Source organism: Acinetobacter geminorum (assembly GCF_013009345.1).
GTDB lineage: Bacteria > Pseudomonadota > Gammaproteobacteria > Pseudomonadales > Moraxellaceae > Acinetobacter > Acinetobacter geminorum.
This window is the reverse complement of the sequence record NZ_JABELE010000019.1, coordinates 1-16,290: the sequence shown is the minus strand read 5'-3', so window position 1 is coordinate 16,290 and position 16,290 is coordinate 1. Positions and strand designations below refer to the sequence as shown.

The following is a 16,290-nucleotide window of genomic DNA, read 5'->3' as shown; positions in this document are numbered from 1 at the left end:
TTTTGCCTATGCATATAAATTTTTCAGATCATTTTTTAAAAATAGAGAAGCAGCTTGAGGATCCTCAAGCTGTCATTGATGAAAATCTACTGATTGAACTCGTCAATGCCATCCGACCATCCAACCCACAAGATACGGATGAAATTAAGAAAAAAATACAGGCTTTAATTGAAAGCCTTTTACGCACACCTACAGCGCCCTTTTTACTACAAACTTTTTTATTACGTTTAATTAATCGCTATAAACAAGTTAGTTTATATGCCGATAGCGGAATCTTGTCTTTAGATGGTTTCTGGAACCAGCTTGGGCAAAGACTCGGAGCACATTTTTTACCGTTAATCGAAGACTCTAGCCAACTCAAAATATTAATTGGAAAAATTTTCTATCTAGAGAGTGACAAAATCTGGCTCAATAATATTGATGATGAAGATTGGGCAAATTTATTTAGTCTTATTGGGCAAAGCCAGAGTAATGTCGAAGATAAGTTAGTCATTCAAAGTGAAATGATTAAAGCCATTACAGTTTTATCTTATCGAATTAGTGGAATTGGTCTTTATCCCGAATTTATTAACGCTCAGCCAGAATTAACAGAATATGAGTCGCCATTTTTAGTTCAGAACCGTGAAATTATTGAGTTCATAGAAAAATATAAGAAACAAGAACATTCTGATCATGAGATTGCAGTTATTGCTCCTCCTGATGCATCACAAGCATTTGTTATGTTGGAACAATGTCGGGATGTCGTTTTAAAGATTCGTCGTGCGACCAAAAGAATTGGTGTTAGTTTAAGTTTGACTTATTTATTGTCATTACTTGAACAATGTCTTGATCGAATTGAATTATTACTTTATCTAGTCGTAGATAACACTAAAGGAAAATATGTTTCTTTAGGACATCTTATTTCCGATTTAACCAAGGCACATTACAGCGAAAAAAGTGTTCGCTCATTACTCAGTACGACTAGTGAACTCATTGCCTTTCAAGTGACTGAAAATGCTAGCCGAACAGGTGAACATTACGTAAGTACAGATACCAAAGGCTTTTGGGGAATGTATAAAGCTGCTGCTGGTGCAGGTGTCATTATTGCCTTTATGGCATCTTTAAAAATTCTTGCTGCAAGAATGACAATGGCACCGCTCATGCAAGCCTTTACGTTCAGTATGAACTATTCGCTAGGTTTCATTCTGATTCATGTTCTGCATTTTACAGTTGCGACTAAGCAACCAGCTATGACAGCGGCGGCTCTTGCTGCAACAGTACAGCAACGTAAAGGCTCTAAAACAGCTCAAATTGCGGAGTTAGCGGCGCTTATTATTAATATCATCCGAACGCAATTTATTGCTATTTTGGGTAATATTTCAATTGCGATTCCTACTGCTGCACTCATTACTTTTGCTTGGCAATTTTACCTTGATGAACCGTTATTAACCCATACTAAAGCAACTTATCTTCTACACAGTCTAAACCCCTTTACTTCACTAGCAGTTCCACATGCAGCAATTGCTGGAGTATGTCTGTTTTTGTCAGGTCTCATTGCAGGATACTTTGACAACATGGCTGTTTACCGAAAAGTCGGCCCGCGTCTAAAAGCACACCAACGTTTACGGAATTTATTTGGACAAGAGCGTCTGAACCGTTTTGCAGAATATATTGAACGTAATTTAGGAGCTCTCGCAGGTAATTTCCTGTTTGGTGTAATGCTAGGAAGTATGGGAACTATTGGCTTTATTTTAGGCCTACCTCTAGATATTCGCCATATTGCCTTTGCATCAGCTAACTTTATACAAGGTTTAATGACTATTAATGGCAGTCCAGATATTGGTCTGATTATCGTGTCGTTTCTCGGTGTGCTATGTATTGGTCTCACCAACTTATTTGTGAGTTTTACCTTAACGATTATTGTAGCACTACGGGCCCGTCGAGTTCGCTTTGAACAATGGAAACCTTTAGCCAAATTGGTCATGACTCATTTTCTAACTCGCCCAAGCGATTTTTTCTGGCCACCAAAACAACCATTAGAACTTGAAGAAAACACTTCAACAAATAACGGAAAAAAAGCAGACCACTAAGAATTTTGCTTTGTACACAAAATGTGATTTTCGTCAATTTTGTTGTGATTGTTTTTCCAAATGTTAAAAATTTTTCAAAATGAATTTACGATGATCTATCAGGCTTGAAAAAAAGTGTACTGGCAAGTACACTTTTAACGGCTTTCAGTAGTAGACACTGCTTGAACAAGCAAAGGTATATACATGCCCTATTTATTGCTTTTTATTGGTTGTATTTTTTTAGGATTAGGTGTTCTTGGTCTTTTTGTACCAAGACTTCAATCTTTGGATCTTCTCACCGTTCAAATATTGAGTGAAAATCGATCAGATTATCTTAACTCTATTACGACCTTTCTAGCACGTGTAGGTGGTATGCCTTTTGTATGTTTTTTATCCTTATTGGTGTGTATATATCAAGCATGGTATAAAAAATACATTACTGTTATTTTCATTAGCGTGGGTGTTCTTGGCAGTATCATCACGGGTTGGCTACTCAAGTGGTGTGTTGACCGTCCAAGACCTCCACTGGCGTATCATATTGTCGAAAGTTATGGTGCATCGTTCCCAAGTGCACATAGTGTTTATGCATCAACACTGGCTTGTATGGCAATGATAATGTTATGCCATAAGCCCAACAATAACTCTCCTTATATCATTTTGATTTCCTGTCTTTGGTTTATCTGTATGGGGCTTTCAAGAATATATGCTGGAGTTCATTTTCCAACAGATGTACTCGCCGGTTGGGGCATAGGTTTTATTTGGATTGCACTGCTTTGGCTCTGGTTATTACAAACACAAAGTAGGTTAAGTAGAAAACAAATATATTTTTAGATTTTATCTAAACGAGGTGGAACAATGATGTCGGCTAAGCTTTGGGCTCCTGCCCTTACTGCTTGCGCATTAGCAACAAGTATCGCACTTGTTGGTTGTAGCAAAGGCTCCGATGAGAAACAGCAAGCTGCTGCTGCTCAGAAAATGCCGCCTGCAGAAGTAGGTGTTATTGTTGCTCAACCACAAAGTGTTGAACAAAGCGTTGAACTTTCCGGCCGTACTTCAGCATATCAAATTTCTGAAGTTCGTCCTCAAACAAGTGGTGTGATTTTAAAGCGCTTGTTTGCTGAAGGAAGTTATGTTCGTGAAGGACAAGCTCTTTATGAGCTCGATTCTCGAACTAACCGTGCAACGCTTGAAAATGCAAAGGCTACCCTTTTACAACAACAGGCAAATCTAGCTTCACTACGTACTAAGTTAAACCGTTATAAACAGCTTGTTTCGAGTAATGCTGTGTCTAAACAAGAATATGACGACTTACTTGGTCAGGTTAATGTTGCCGAAGCACAAGTTTCTGCAGCAAAAGCTCAAGTAACGAATGCAAATGTTGATCTTGGCTACTCTACAATTCGCTCACCAATTTCTGGTCAGTCTGGACGTTCTTCTGTAACAGCCGGTGCTTTAGTCACTGCAAACCAAACTGATCCGTTAGTGACGATTCAACAGTTAGATCCAATCTATGTTGACATTAACCAGTCTAGTGCCGAGTTATTACGTTTACGTCAACAACTTAGCAAAGGTAGTTTAAACAATAGTAACAACACGAAAGTAAAATTGAAGCTCGAAGATGGTTCAACTTACCCAATCGAAGGACAACTTGCTTTCTCTGATGCTTCTGTGAACCAGGATACAGGAACGATTACTCTACGTGCCGTATTCTCGAACCCGAATCATCTGTTACTTCCAGGCATGTATACCACTGCACAGATTGTTCAAGGTGTAGTTCCTAATGCTTACCTGATTCCTCAAGCTGCAATTACGCGTTTACCTACAGGTCAAGCTGTAGCAATGCTTGTTAATGCCAAAGGTGCTGTTGAGAGTCGTCCTGTTGAAACCTCTGGTGTTCAAGGACAAAACTGGATTGTGACTAACGGTCTTAAAGCTGGTGATAAAGTGATTGTTGATGGTGTTGCCAAAGTGAAAGAAGGGCAAGAAGTTTCAGCAAAACCTTACCAAGCTCAACCAGCGAATCCACAAGGTGCAGCTCCAAATGCGACAAAACCGGCTCAATCAGGTAAACCTCAAGCAGAACAGAAAGCATCTAATGCATAAGGGGTAGATTGAATGGCACAATTTTTTATTCATCGCCCCATTTTTGCGTGGGTGATTGCATTAGTCATTATGTTGGCGGGTATTCTCACGCTAACAAAAATGCCTATTGCACAGTATCCGACGATTGCACCACCGACAGTTACTATTGCTGCAACTTACCCTGGTGCATCGGCTGAAACTGTTGAAAATACCGTAACCCAGATCATTGAACAACAAATGAATGGTCTAGATGGTTTACGTTATATCTCTTCTAACAGTGCTGGTAACGGTCAGGCCTCTATTGAATTAAACTTTCAACAAGGTATTGATCCAGATATTGCACAGGTTCAGGTTCAAAACAAACTGCAATCTGCAACTGCACTTTTACCTGAAGATGTACAACGTCAAGGTGTAACAGTAACTAAATCTGGTGCAAGCTTCTTGCAAGTTATTGCATTTTACTCTCCAGATAACAGCCTTTCTGACTCAGACATTAAAGACTATGTAAACTCATCAATTAAAGAACCACTGAGCCGTGTTGCTGGTGTGGGTGAGGTAACAGTCTTTGGTGGTTCATACGCGATGCGTATTTGGCTTGATCCAGCTAAGTTAACCAGTTATCAGCTTACTCCTAGTGATATTGCGACAGCTTTACAAGCGCAAAACTCACAAGTTGCTGTAGGCCAGTTAGGTGGTGCACCAGCGGTACAAGGTCAAGTGCTTAACGCAACAGTGAATGCTCAAAGTTTGTTGCAAACACCTGAACAGTTTAAAAATATCTTCTTAAAGAACACAGCATCTGGTGCTGAGGTTCGTTTAAAAGATGTTGCACGTGTAGAGTTAGGTTCTGATAACTACCAGTTCGATTCGAAGTTTAATGGTAAACCTGCTGGTGGTCTTGCAATTAAAATTGCAACTGGTGCCAACGCACTTGACACAGCAGAAGCTGTTGAGCAACGTTTATCTGAACTACGCAAGAACTATCCAGCGGGTCTTGAAGACAAACTGGCTTATGACACGACCCCATTTATTCGTCTTTCAATTGAAAGTGTCGTACACACATTAATTGAAGCAGTAATTTTGGTATTCATTGTCATGTTCTTGTTCTTGCAGAACTGGCGTGCAACGATTATTCCAACACTTGCTGTACCTGTTGTTGTATTGGGTACATTCGCTGTTATTAATATCTTTGGCTTTTCAATTAACACCTTAACCATGTTCGCCATGGTATTGGCAATTGGTCTTTTGGTCGATGACGCCATCGTTGTAGTGGAAAACGTCGAACGTGTTATGAGTGAAGAGCATACCGATCCGGTCACGGCGACGTCACGATCAATGCAACAGATTTCTGGCGCGTTAATTGGTATCACGAGCGTATTAACAGCTGTATTCGTACCAATGGCATTCTTTGGTGGTACCACTGGTGTAATTTACCGTCAATTCTCGATTACCCTTGTAACAGCAATGGTTCTATCGTTAATTGTTGCATTAACATTTACACCGGCACTTTGTGCGACCATTTTAAAACAGCATGATCCTAACAAAGCACCAAGCAATAATATTTTTGCTCGTTTCTTTAGAGGCTTTAACAATGGTTTTGACCGTATGTCGCATAGCTACCAAAATGGTGTTAGCCGCATGCTTAAGGGCAAAATCTTCTCTGGCGTACTTTACGCTGTAGTTATTGCTTTATTAGTGTTCTTGTTCCAGAAACTCCCATCTTCATTCTTACCAGAAGAAGATCAGGGTGTGGTAATGACCCTTGTTCAATTACCGCCAAATGCAACGCTTGACCGTACAGGTAAAGTGATTGACACCATGACAAACTTCTTCATGAATGAAAAAGATACTGTGGAATCTATTTTTACAGTTTCAGGTTTCTCATTCACAGGTGTTGGTCAAAATGCTGGTATTGGCTTCGTTAAATTGAAAGACTGGAGTGAACGTACTTCACCAGAAACTCAAATTGGCGCGTTGATTCAGCGTGGTATGGCATTGAACATGATCGTTAAAGACGCATCTTACATCATGCCATTACAGCTTCCAGCTATGCCTGAACTCGGTGTAACAGCCGGATTCAACTTGCAACTTAAAGATTCAAGTGGTCAAGGTCATGAGAAACTTATTGCCGCACGTAATGCAATTTTAGGTTTGGCTTCACAAGATAAACGTCTTGTAGGGGTACGTCCTAATGGACAAGAAGATACACCTCAGTATCAAATTAATGTAGATCAGGCTCAAGCTGGTGCCATGGGCGTTAGCATTGCCGACATTAACAATACGATGCGTATTGCATGGGGTGGCTCATACATTAACGATTTCGTTGACCGTGGACGTGTGAAAAAAGTTTATGTTCAAGGTGATGCGGGTAGCCGTATGATGCCTGAAGACTTAAACAAGTGGTATGTACGTAATAACAAAGGCGAAATGGTACCGTTCTCTGCATTTGCTACTGGCGAATGGACGTATGGTTCTCCACGTCTTGAACGTTATAACGGCGTGTCATCGGTTAACATTCAAGGTACACCTGCACCTGGCGTGAGCTCTGGTGACTCAATGAAAGCGATGGAAGAAATTATTGCTAAGTTACCATCTATGGGCTTACAAGGTTTCGACTATGAATGGACAGGTTTATCACTTGAAGAACGTGAGTCTGGTGCTCAAGCTCCATTCTTATATGCACTTTCATTGTTAATCGTTTTCCTTTGCTTGGCTGCATTGTATGAAAGCTGGTCTATTCCGTTCTCGGTTTTACTTGTGGTACCACTCGGTATTATTGGTGCAATCGTATTAACTTACTTGGGTATGATTATTAAAGGAGATCCAAATCTCTCAAATAACATTTACTTCCAGGTAGCGATGATCGCGGTCATCGGTCTTTCTGCAAAAAATGCGATCTTGATTGTTGAGTTCGCAAAAGAGTTGCAGGAAAAAGGTGAAGACCTCATTGATGCAACTTTACATGCTGCAAAAATGCGTTTACGCCCAATTATCATGACTACCCTTGCCTTCGGTTTCGGTGTACTTCCGCTTGCCCTTTCAACAGGTGCAGGTGCTGGAAGTCAGCACTCTGTTGGTTACGGTGTACTCGGTGGCGTACTCAGTGCAACGTTCTTAGGTATCTTCTTTATCCCTGTATTCTATGTGTGGATTCGTAGTATCTTTAAGTACAAACCAAAAACCATAAACACTCAGGAGCATAAATCGTGATGCAAAACGTATGGTCTATTTCAGGTCGTAGCATTGCGGTATCTGCACTTGCGCTTGCTTTGTCAGCTTGTCAAAGCATGCGCGGCCCAGAACCAGTCGTGAAAACCGATATTCCACAAAGCTATGCATATAGCGCTTCTGGTACGTCTATTGCTGAACAGGGTTACAAACAGTTCTTTGCTGACCCTCGTTTGCTCGGAGTGATTGATTTGGCACTTGCCAACAACCGCGACTTACGTACAGCAACGCTCAATATCGAACGTGCTCAACAGCAATATCGAATTACACAGAACAATCAGCTTCCAACAATCGGAGCAAGTGGCAGTGCAATTCGTCAGGTTTCTCAAAGCCGTGATCCGAATAACCCCTACTCTACTTATCAAGTAGGTCTGGGTGTAACTGCCTATGAGCTTGATTTTTGGGGCCGCGTACGTAGCTTAAAAGATGCTGCGTTAGATAGTTATCTTTCAACGCAAAGCGCACGTGATTCGACTCAAATCAGTCTAATCAGTCAAGTGGCTCAAGCTTGGTTGAACTATTCTTTCGCAACTGCCAACTTAAGACTTGCAGAGCAAACACTTAAAGCACAGCAAGACTCTTACAATCTCAACAAAAAACGTTTTGATGTGGGCATCGACAGTGAAGTTCCACTACGTCAGGCACAGATTTCTGTAGAAACTGCGCGTAATGATGTAGCGAACTACAAAACACAGATTGCTCAAGCACAAAACTTGTTGAACTTGTTAGTAGGTCAACCAGTTCCACAAAACTTGTTGCCAACCCAACCTGTAAAACGCATTACGCAACAAAATGTATTTACAGCGGGTTTACCAAGCGACTTGCTTAACAACCGTCCAGATGTAAAAGCTGCTGAATATAACTTAAGCGCTGCTGGTGCGAATATCGGTGCTGCAAAAGCACGTTTATTCCCAACCATTAGCTTAACGGGTTCTGCAGGTTATGCATCAACTGACTTAAGTGATCTATTTAAGTCAGGTGGTTTTGTATGGTCAATTGGACCAAGCTTAGACTTACCAATCTTTGACTGGGGCACTCGTCGTGCCAATGTAAAAATTTCTGAAACTGATCAGAAAATTGCATTGTCTGATTATGAAAAATCAGTTCAGTCTGCGTTCCGCGAAGTTAATGACGCGCTTGCAACTCGTGCCAACATTGGTGAGCGTTTAACAGCTCAACAACGTCTAGTAGAAGCAACTAACCGCAACTACACACTTTCAAATGCCCGCTTCCGTGCTGGTATTGATAGTTACTTGACGGTTCTTGATGCACAGCGTTCATCTTATTCAGCAGAACAAGGTTTGTTATTGCTTCAACAAGCAAATTTAAACAACCAAATCGAGTTATACAAAACTCTAGGTGGTGGTTTAAAAGCAAATACTTCAGATACAGTGGTTAATCAACCATCTAGTGCTGAACTTAAAAAGCAATAAGTTTTAAATAACTTATTCACAAAAGCTCACTTCGGTGGGCTTTTTTATTGCAACTCATCTGAATATTTTTTATCTTGAAACCTTAAGAATTTAGATTGATAAAAAACAATGTTATTGAGTAATTTAGAAAGTGTTCCAGGCCACCAAATTTTAAAGCAGCTGGATGTTGTTTACGGAAGTACCGTTCGTAGTAAACATGTTGGCCGTGACTTGATGGCAAGTTTAAAAAATATCGTGGGTGGTGAACTTACGGGTTATACCGAATTATTAGAGGAATCTCGCCAAGAAGCCATGCAGCGTATGATTGCCAAAGCTCAGCAACTTGGTGCGAATGCAATTGTGGGTATTCGTTTTTCAACTTCAAATATTGCCCAAGGTGCTTCTGAATTATTCGTATATGGCACAGCTGTGGTTGTGCAGCCTCAAGCACCCCATCTACCCGATCCATTTAATGCATAGGTAGAAAATGGATAATCTTATTTTTCAGCTTGTTATTTTTCTCATTCTTTTCAGCATTGGTTGGGCTTTTGGCCGCCATATTGAACGAAAACATTTGAATGAACTTCTAGAAAAAGAGCAACAATTTGCCCATATCAGAATTGATACCAATCGTTTTGCAACGAGTGATCAACTAGGCCACTTTATTAGCAGTAATGTTGTGATTTCTCATGATTACTTTAAATATATATTGGCAACTATAAAAAACGTTTTGGGCGGAAGACTGACCAGTTATGAAAGTATTGTTGAACGCGCTCGCCGTGAAGCCATTGTTCGTTTAAAACAACAAGCTCAAAGTGTCGGTGCTACTCATATTATGGGAGTTCGGCTGAGTACAACCGAACTCGGAATGCAAGGCGGAATGGTCGAAGTTTTTGCTTATGGAACAGCAGTTAAAGATTAATACTGCCCAACCTCAGAAAAATGAATACGTGGATTGCCAATATTTTTAGTTAAATGTTGGCAAATTCGGGTAATTTTCCAACGGTCTTGTTGTTTCGCCAAAGTAAAATAATAACGACCAAAAGAATGAAAATAATCATTTTCTGAAAAGCGATAAATTTGATAATTACATTCTAGCCATGCTTGATCTTGTTCAATCCGAATTAGAGGATTGCTCAAATTGTGCTGTAGTCGCAAATGGGACAAGGCTTGCTGCCGAGAACCTTTATATTCATGACAAGACACCACACATAAAGGCTCTCCTCTAAATTGGAAATAGTCCACCTCAAGTTGATCTGCCAACAACTCATCAAAAGCGTCCCAATTTTTCTGGTCAAAGACCAATTGAAAACGCGTGACGACTTCTAAAATACGGTGATAATCCTGATCCATGGTGAACCTTCTATACGGGTTTTTCACCAATTTAGCACGGCAAAATCACTTTTTTATTTTACTTTTGTTTTCCGAATCATTTTATAAAGAAGTTTTGGTGACATCCGAGAAACCATTACACCTAGTTTTTCTTTAGCCCCACCCACAACAATATATTCTTGACCCTGTACTAACGCTTTGACAGCCTGCTCTGCAAAAACATCTGCCTCTAAACCATTTTCAATTGCTTCGTCTTGATGGCCTTGGGGTTCCCCTGCACCATTGAGTGCATTAAAAGAAACATTAGTTTTTACAAAACCAGGGAAAATAACTGAAACTTCGACACCTTGATCTGAGACCTCAGCACGTAAACTATTTGCCCACATGTGAATTGCCGCTTTAGCAGCCGAGTAGCTTGCACGGTACTGTGTGCCTAATAAACCCGCTACACTCGACACAAATACAACTCGGCCAGACTTTTGTTTTAGCATGGTCGGTAATACGGTTTTAGTTAACGCGACTTGTGAAAAATAATCGACTTCCATAATGGCGCGTTCAGTTGCCATTGTCGTGTCTTTAATTAAAGCACGTTGACTTAAACCTGCATTATTGATGAGCCAGTCAATACGGCCTTTCGCCTTTAAAATCTGCTTGTAAGCCTCTTGAACCTGCTTTTCATCAGTAATATCTGCAACGACAGACAAATGATGATCGGGATTTAATAAACCAACCCGAACTTCTTCTAATTCTTCAAAACGACGTGAGGTTAAAATCAACTTTGCGCCTTGTAAAGCCAACTCTCCTGCTAAGGCCTTACCTAAACCAGAAGATGCGCCCGTAATCCATACCACTTTATTTTGCAAAGTATCAAGTTTGGCCATGTGATGTTCCTATTATCTTTTTAAATTATGCTGCTTGATGCATGAAGGCCAAAAAGTGATTGATATAATGAGTTGCTGTGGTCTGATCGACCTGTGTCCCTAACTTTTCCAAACGTTTATAGCCCAAATGCGTCGTCATGTTGATGACTCCGTTAAGAGTTTTATCGACAACCAAATTAAATTTTAAACGCTTTTTAGGCTCACGTACTAGGCTTGTTACGCCTAAATCCACAATTTGTATGAGCGTTTCAAATGCAGCCGTAATACTTTGCATATTACCGTCACGAATTTGCTGGGTAAGGGTTTCAGCTTGTTGCACCAGTTGAAGTGTAACTGGATAGGTAATATAAACTTGCTGCCCTTGCTCTTTCATGAGTGATGTCATGTAGTCAACCAAGGGTAAAAGACGTTCATTTCCAAAGAATGAAACTGACCAAGGCATGTATTTTCGAAAAGTCTCTAAAACTTGCTGAATGACTTTTTCAGACTCAGCTTGTTGTTTTGGAGACATGCTTGCATTTCCTGACTGTAAAAGCACAGAAAAAACCTGCTCAATAATTTCACAGGAAAGGTCAGACAAAACACCCCCCAAAACTTTTGCCTGACTTTGACTTACTCCATCATGTAGTTTTTGCCGAATAGCCTCGAATTGGGTATAAGTCGAATCGGAAATTTTCAAAAAAACTTCATAACTCATCAGCAGCATCCTTTTTCAATTCTTTTGTAATTTTTGTGCCGTGTCGCCACACGATTAAATTGTGATCCATCTTTCATAAATCTACCGTTTTTTGAAAAAAATACAAAACCGTTTATCTGTTTTCAGCACATTAATTTCGAGGCATTTTTTTGCTACAATAGATGCAATTTTTTATGCATATTCGATCTAAGCTACTATGACTGACGCTCAAACCGCTCAAAATATTGCAACCACATACGATCCAACCGAGATCGAAAAGAAGTGGTACAAAACGTGGGAAGAACAAGGTTACTTTAAACCTTCTGGTCACGGTGAATCATTCTGTATCATGATTCCGCCACCAAACGTCACTGGTAGTTTGCACATGGGCCATGGTTTTAACAATGCCATTATGGATGCCCTCACCCGTTATAACCGTATGATGGGTAAAAACACTTTGTGGCAACCGGGTACAGACCATGCTGGTATCGCAACTCAAATGGTTGTTGAGCGTCAACTTGGCTTACAAGGCGTAACTCGTCATGACTTAGGCCGTGAAAAGTTCATTGAAAAAGTTTGGGAATGGAAAGAACAATCTGGCGGCACGATCACTAAACAAATTCGTCGCTTAGGTTCTTCGGTAGACTGGTCACGTGAACGCTTCACGATGGACGAAGGTTTATCAAACGCAGTTAAAGAAGTATTCGTTCGTTTGCACGAAGACGGTTTAATTTACCGCGGTAAGCGCCTTGTAAACTGGGACCCTAAACTGCAAACAGCACTTTCTGATCTTGAAGTAGAAAGCAAAGAAGAAAAAGGCTCACTTTGGCACTTTAAATATTTCTTTGAAGACAAATCAGTTAAAACTCAAGACGGCAAAGACTATTTAGTTGTTGCAACAACTCGTCCTGAAACTTTACTGGGCGATACTGCTGTTGCTGTTCACCCTGAAGACGAGCGTTATGCACACCTTGTTGGTAAAAACATCGTATTGCCAATTACGGGTCGTTTAATTCCAATCGTTGCCGACGACTACGTTGAAAAAGACTTCGGTACTGGCTGTGTAAAAATCACGCCTGCTCACGACTTCAATGACTATGACCTAGGTAAACGCAATAGCTTGCCAATCATTAATATCTTCAACAAAAACGCCGAAGTTTTAGGTGAGTTTGAATATATTGCAAAAGCTGGCGAACAGATTTCTAAAACCATTACTGCACCTGCGGAATATGCTGGTTTAGAGCGTTTTGAAGCACGTAAAAAACTAGTTGCCCAAGCTGAAGCTGAAGGCTGGTTAGATCAAATCCAACCGTATGACTTAAAAGCTCCACGCGGTGACCGTTCAGGCGTGATCATTGAGCCGTTACTTACTGACCAATGGTACGTAAAAATTGCTCCGCTTGCTGAGCCTGCAATTGAAGCAGTTCAAGATGGCCGTATTAAGTTTGTTCCAGAGCAGTACAGCAACATGTACATGGCGTGGATGCGTGACATTCAAGACTGGTGTATTTCACGTCAGCTTTGGTGGGGTCATCGTATTCCAGCTTGGTACGATGCAAATGGCAATATCTATGTAGGTCGTAACGAAGAAGAAGTACGTGCGAAAAACAACATCGCTGCTGACGTTGAACTTAAACAAGACGAAGACGTACTTGATACATGGTTCTCATCTGCACTTTGGACATTCTCAACTTTAGGTTGGACTGGCGACGCACAAAAAGATGCAGCAAATGATTTCTTAAAAACCTTCCACCCAACAGATGTGTTGGTGACTGGTTTTGACATCATTTTCTTCTGGGTTGCCCGCATGATCATGATGACCCTACACTTCATGAAAAATGAAGATGGTTCATCTCAAGTTCCATTTAAGACTGTTTACGTTCACGGCTTGGTGCGTGATGGTGAAGGTCAAAAAATGTCGAAGTCTAAAGGTAACGTACTTGACCCATTAGACTTGATTGACGGTATTGATTTAGAAAGCTTAGTTGCAAAACGTACGACTGGCCTAATGAATCCGAAAGATGCAGCGAAGATTGAAAAATCAACGCGCAAAGAGTTCCCAGAAGGCATTAATGCTTACGGTACTGACGCAGTTCGTTTCACATTCTGTGCGCTTGCAAATACTGGTCGTGACATCAAGTTCGACTTAAAACGTGTTGAAGGCTACCGTAATTTCTGTAACAAAATCTGGAACGCAACTCGTTTCGTTCTGATGAATGTTGAAGGTCAAACTGTTGGTCAACAAGCTCGTCCTGATCTTTGGGAACTTCCAGAACAATGGATCATCAGCCGTCTACAAAAAGCTGAAGCTGCTGTACACCAAGCATTTGCAACGTATCGTTTAGACCTTGCTGCTCAAGCGATTTATGACTTTATCTGGAATGAATACTGTGACTGGTACGTTGAGTTAACTAAACCAGTTCTGAATGATGCAGAAGTGTCTGAAGAGCGTAAAGCTGAAGTACGCCGTGTATTGCTTGCAGTGATGGAAGCTTCTTTACGCTTGGCTCATCCGCTCATGCCGTATTTGACAGAAGAAATCTGGCAGACTCTTGCACCAATGCTTGGTCAAGGTGGTCCAACGATTATGACTGCTCAATACCCTATTCCAGAGCAGGCAAAAATCAACGAACAAGCTGAAGCAGATATGCAATGGCTTCAAGGTTTGATTGGTGCGGTACGTAACATTCGTGGTGAGTTGGGCTTAGGTAATGCGCGCTTGTTGCCAGTATTACTTCAAAACACATCTGACGCTGAACGTGAACAAATCATTCGCATTGAAGCATTGTTCAAAGCATTGGCTAAAGTTGAAAGCATTGAGTTCTTAAATAAAGACCAAGAACCACCATTGTCTTGCTCTAGCGTTGTTAGTCATGCATCGGTATTTGTACCAATGAAAGGCTTAATTGACCCTAAAGCTGAGCTTGCTCGTTTGCAAAAAGACTTGGATAAAATCCAAAAGCAACACGACCAAATTGCAGGCAAACTTGCAAATGAAGGCTTTGTATCTAAAGCACCAGCAGCAGTTGTTGAAGGTGAAAAAGCGAAGCTTGCTGAGTTTGCTGCTCAGTTAGAGAAAGTTAAAGCGAATATGGAGCAAATTGCTGCGCTTTAAGGTGTTGTTAATTTAATCTAATTTATGTATAAAGGGCTGATTATTCAGCCCTTTATATTTTAACTTAATGCTTCTAGAATGAGTTTTGCTAATTTAGTTCTAGCTTGTTCATTAGAACCAAATTGGTTAGAAGTAATTTCAATATTATTTTCATAAAAATAATATTTAACTTGATTATATATATTAGTGAAATATCTTTCAGATAAATCACCTTCCATATCACCTTTGTTGAAAATAAAAGGTAATACTTTTAATAAAGCTCCATATCCAATTGGTTTAGATAATATATATTTATCAGGATCATTCCATTCACAATGAAATACTTTAGATATAGCATTAAAATAGTTCAATAAGATCTTTAAGATAATATGATCTTCATTATGTATAAAATAGTCTCTAAATATTAATTTAGAATCACCAAAAATTTGCTGCTCATTCTTTATATCAATCGCATCTTGTTCAGGTTTTTTACTAATTAGCGGTACCAAATAATTAATAAATGCTGATTGTGAAAGAGAAGCTTTCTCTTGATGTTCCTCTTTCCTTCCTAGCATTTTTATCCTATCAAAAAAAGGCGATTCTTTATCTCTATTTAGATTTCTGACAATTTCATGACAAGTTTTATATGGGCTTCTATGATGACTAAGAGCAAATAGATCATAAATTAAGGATGGATTTACTCTAGTTTGCTTACTATTAATGATTGAGAATACATAACCTTTTTGATAGTTATCTAAATCAAACATAAAAACGACTGGTAAATCAAATCTTTCAGAAATCCCTGACTTTTCCAGTCCTAATAGTCTATGTTGACCATCTAGAATTTCACCAATCACAGTATCGTCTAAAAACTCTAAAGAGTTACCAAATATCCCTTTAAAAGCCTCTGGTTTTATTGAAATAATAATAGATGTAGGAAAAGTAGCATCAGGGTCTCTACAATAATCAGCTATCTCGTTAACTCTAGCAGGTGAGAATTCTCTTTGTACATCTTTCGAATCAATTTCTCTAGCCCTAGTTTCTGTAACTTTTATTAATTTCTTTGCATTAACTACTGATAGATAGAAAGTACCAATTGGCTGTTGGACTTCAAAAAAATTGATTTTCATAATGTTCTTCCTTTTCTATCTTTCGTAATGGTTTTACTTTTTTGATCCATTTTTTTTACTGATTGATCAGTAGCACTGTGGAAAGATTTATCATCAACTTTTTTATGCGTTTCATTATCATAGTTCAACTTCACTATACAAGCTGCATAAATAGAAAATAATATTCCTATTAAATAGCCTATAAACTGTAAGCAGTATTTAAATATATATTCAGAATAAATATAAGTTGGTTTTAGCTGAACTAATGAGTGCACTATTCCGCACCAAAGAATACCAATCCCTAAAAATACTAATGTAAAAAGTTTTATTGATTTAAAGTGTGATTCTTGAGGGACTGTTCTAAATTTTGTGTAAGTACTTAATTTTCATTTATCCTTCAGAGGATAATTACAAAAGGTACTTCACAT

The 16,290-nt window shown here is 39.6% G+C and carries 13 protein-coding genes; 8 read left to right on the top strand and 5 right to left on the bottom strand.

The features are described from left to right. The first annotated feature begins 8 nt into the window (after window positions 1-8). From HJG58_RS15965 to HJG58_RS15935, 7 genes are all read left to right on the top strand, one after another. The gene (locus HJG58_RS15965) at window positions 9-2,069 is read left to right on the top strand and encodes a site-specific recombinase (protein ID WP_170249631.1); all 2,061 of its coding nucleotides are present in this window, start codon (window positions 9-11) and stop codon (window positions 2,067-2,069) included. 183 nt (window positions 2,070-2,252) lie between these two features. Beyond that, complete coding sequence (locus tag HJG58_RS15960; protein ID WP_170249630.1) at window positions 2,253-2,879, top strand: phosphatase PAP2 family protein; 627 nt, start codon at window positions 2,253-2,255, stop codon at window positions 2,877-2,879. Window positions 2,880-2,903: 24 nt separating this feature from the next. Beyond that, window positions 2,904-4,151, top strand: coding sequence for a multidrug efflux RND transporter periplasmic adaptor subunit AdeI (gene adeI, locus HJG58_RS15955; RefSeq protein WP_002116482.1), 1,248 nt, complete (start codon window positions 2,904-2,906; stop codon window positions 4,149-4,151). Between the two features lie 12 nt (window positions 4,152-4,163). Next, window positions 4,164-7,340 (top strand): multidrug efflux RND transporter permease subunit AdeJ, encoded by a 3,177-nt coding sequence (gene adeJ / locus HJG58_RS15950; RefSeq protein ID WP_170249629.1) that lies wholly within the window; start codon window positions 4,164-4,166, stop codon window positions 7,338-7,340. Beyond that, window positions 7,340-8,791 (top strand): multidrug efflux RND transporter outer membrane channel subunit AdeK, encoded by a 1,452-nt coding sequence (adeK, locus tag HJG58_RS15945; protein ID WP_170249640.1) that lies wholly within the window; start codon window positions 7,340-7,342, stop codon window positions 8,789-8,791. Before adeJ ends, adeK begins: the two co-directional genes overlap by 1 nt. A gap of 108 nt (window positions 8,792-8,899) precedes the next feature. Next, window positions 8,900-9,250, top strand: a complete 351-nt coding sequence (locus tag HJG58_RS15940; protein ID WP_005109514.1) for a YbjQ family protein — start codon at window positions 8,900-8,902, stop codon at window positions 9,248-9,250. Window positions 9,251-9,257: 7 nt separating this feature from the next. Then, window positions 9,258-9,692, top strand: a complete 435-nt coding sequence (locus HJG58_RS15935; RefSeq protein ID WP_170249628.1) for a YbjQ family protein — start codon at window positions 9,258-9,260, stop codon at window positions 9,690-9,692. Here HJG58_RS15935 and HJG58_RS15930 read toward each other — a convergent pair. The 3 genes from HJG58_RS15930 to HJG58_RS15920 are packed head-to-tail and all read right to left on the bottom strand — an operon-like array spanning window position 9,689 to window position 11,680. Next, window positions 9,689-10,123, bottom strand: a complete 435-nt coding sequence (locus HJG58_RS15930; protein WP_017402613.1) for a nuclear transport factor 2 family protein — start codon at window positions 10,121-10,123, stop codon at window positions 9,689-9,691. The genes HJG58_RS15935 and HJG58_RS15930 overlap by 4 nt on opposite strands. Before the next feature lie 53 nt (window positions 10,124-10,176). Next, window positions 10,177-10,983 carry an SDR family NAD(P)-dependent oxidoreductase gene (locus HJG58_RS15925; protein ID WP_005064503.1) on the bottom strand — a complete coding sequence of 269 codons (807 nt, stop codon included), beginning with the start codon at window positions 10,981-10,983 and terminating at the stop codon, window positions 10,177-10,179. A gap of 25 nt (window positions 10,984-11,008) precedes the next feature. Beyond that, window positions 11,009-11,680, bottom strand: coding sequence for a hypothetical protein (locus HJG58_RS15920; protein ID WP_032052717.1), 672 nt, complete (start codon window positions 11,678-11,680; stop codon window positions 11,009-11,011). Between the two features lie 196 nt (window positions 11,681-11,876). Here HJG58_RS15920 and HJG58_RS15915 point away from each other — a divergent pair, with 196 nt between their 5' ends. Continuing rightward, window positions 11,877-14,774, top strand: coding sequence for a valine--tRNA ligase (locus HJG58_RS15915; RefSeq protein ID WP_032006531.1), 2,898 nt, complete (start codon window positions 11,877-11,879; stop codon window positions 14,772-14,774). 59 nt (window positions 14,775-14,833) lie between these two features. Here the strand turns inward: HJG58_RS15915 and HJG58_RS15910 are convergent, their stop codons facing one another. Together HJG58_RS15910 and HJG58_RS15905 are read right to left on the bottom strand one after the other, a co-directional pair. Continuing rightward, window positions 14,834-15,883 (bottom strand): DGQHR domain-containing protein, encoded by a 1,050-nt coding sequence (locus HJG58_RS15910; RefSeq protein WP_170249627.1) that lies wholly within the window; start codon window positions 15,881-15,883, stop codon window positions 14,834-14,836. Next, the gene (locus HJG58_RS15905) at window positions 15,880-16,137 is read right to left on the bottom strand and encodes a hypothetical protein (protein ID WP_170249626.1); all 258 of its coding nucleotides are present in this window, start codon (window positions 16,135-16,137) and stop codon (window positions 15,880-15,882) included. Before HJG58_RS15905 ends, HJG58_RS15910 begins: the two co-directional genes overlap by 4 nt. Window positions 16,138-16,290: the final 153 nt, after the last annotated feature.

Coding starts and splice junctions, on each gene's coding strand:
- HJG58_RS15930 (WP_017402613.1), bottom strand. CDS start 10,123: ATGGATCAGGATTATCACCGTATTTTAGAAGTCGTCACGCGTTTTCAA.
- HJG58_RS15960 (WP_170249630.1), top strand. CDS start 2,253: ATGCCCTATTTATTGCTTTTTATTGGTTGTATTTTTTTAGGATTAGGT.
- HJG58_RS15920 (WP_032052717.1), bottom strand. CDS start 11,680: ATGAGTTATGAAGTTTTTTTGAAAATTTCCGATTCGACTTATACCCAA.
- adeJ (WP_170249629.1), top strand. CDS start 4,164: ATGGCACAATTTTTTATTCATCGCCCCATTTTTGCGTGGGTGATTGCA.
- adeK (WP_170249640.1), top strand. CDS start 7,340: ATGCAAAACGTATGGTCTATTTCAGGTCGTAGCATTGCGGTATCTGCA.
- HJG58_RS15935 (WP_170249628.1), top strand. CDS start 9,258: ATGGATAATCTTATTTTTCAGCTTGTTATTTTTCTCATTCTTTTCAGC.
- HJG58_RS15915 (WP_032006531.1), top strand. CDS start 11,877: ATGACTGACGCTCAAACCGCTCAAAATATTGCAACCACATACGATCCA.
- HJG58_RS15925 (WP_005064503.1), bottom strand. CDS start 10,983: ATGGCCAAACTTGATACTTTGCAAAATAAAGTGGTATGGATTACGGGC.
- adeI (WP_002116482.1), top strand. CDS start 2,904: ATGATGTCGGCTAAGCTTTGGGCTCCTGCCCTTACTGCTTGCGCATTA.
- HJG58_RS15965 (WP_170249631.1), top strand. CDS start 9: ATGCATATAAATTTTTCAGATCATTTTTTAAAAATAGAGAAGCAGCTT.
- HJG58_RS15940 (WP_005109514.1), top strand. CDS start 8,900: ATGTTATTGAGTAATTTAGAAAGTGTTCCAGGCCACCAAATTTTAAAG.
- HJG58_RS15910 (WP_170249627.1), bottom strand. CDS start 15,883: ATGAAAATCAATTTTTTTGAAGTCCAACAGCCAATTGGTACTTTCTAT.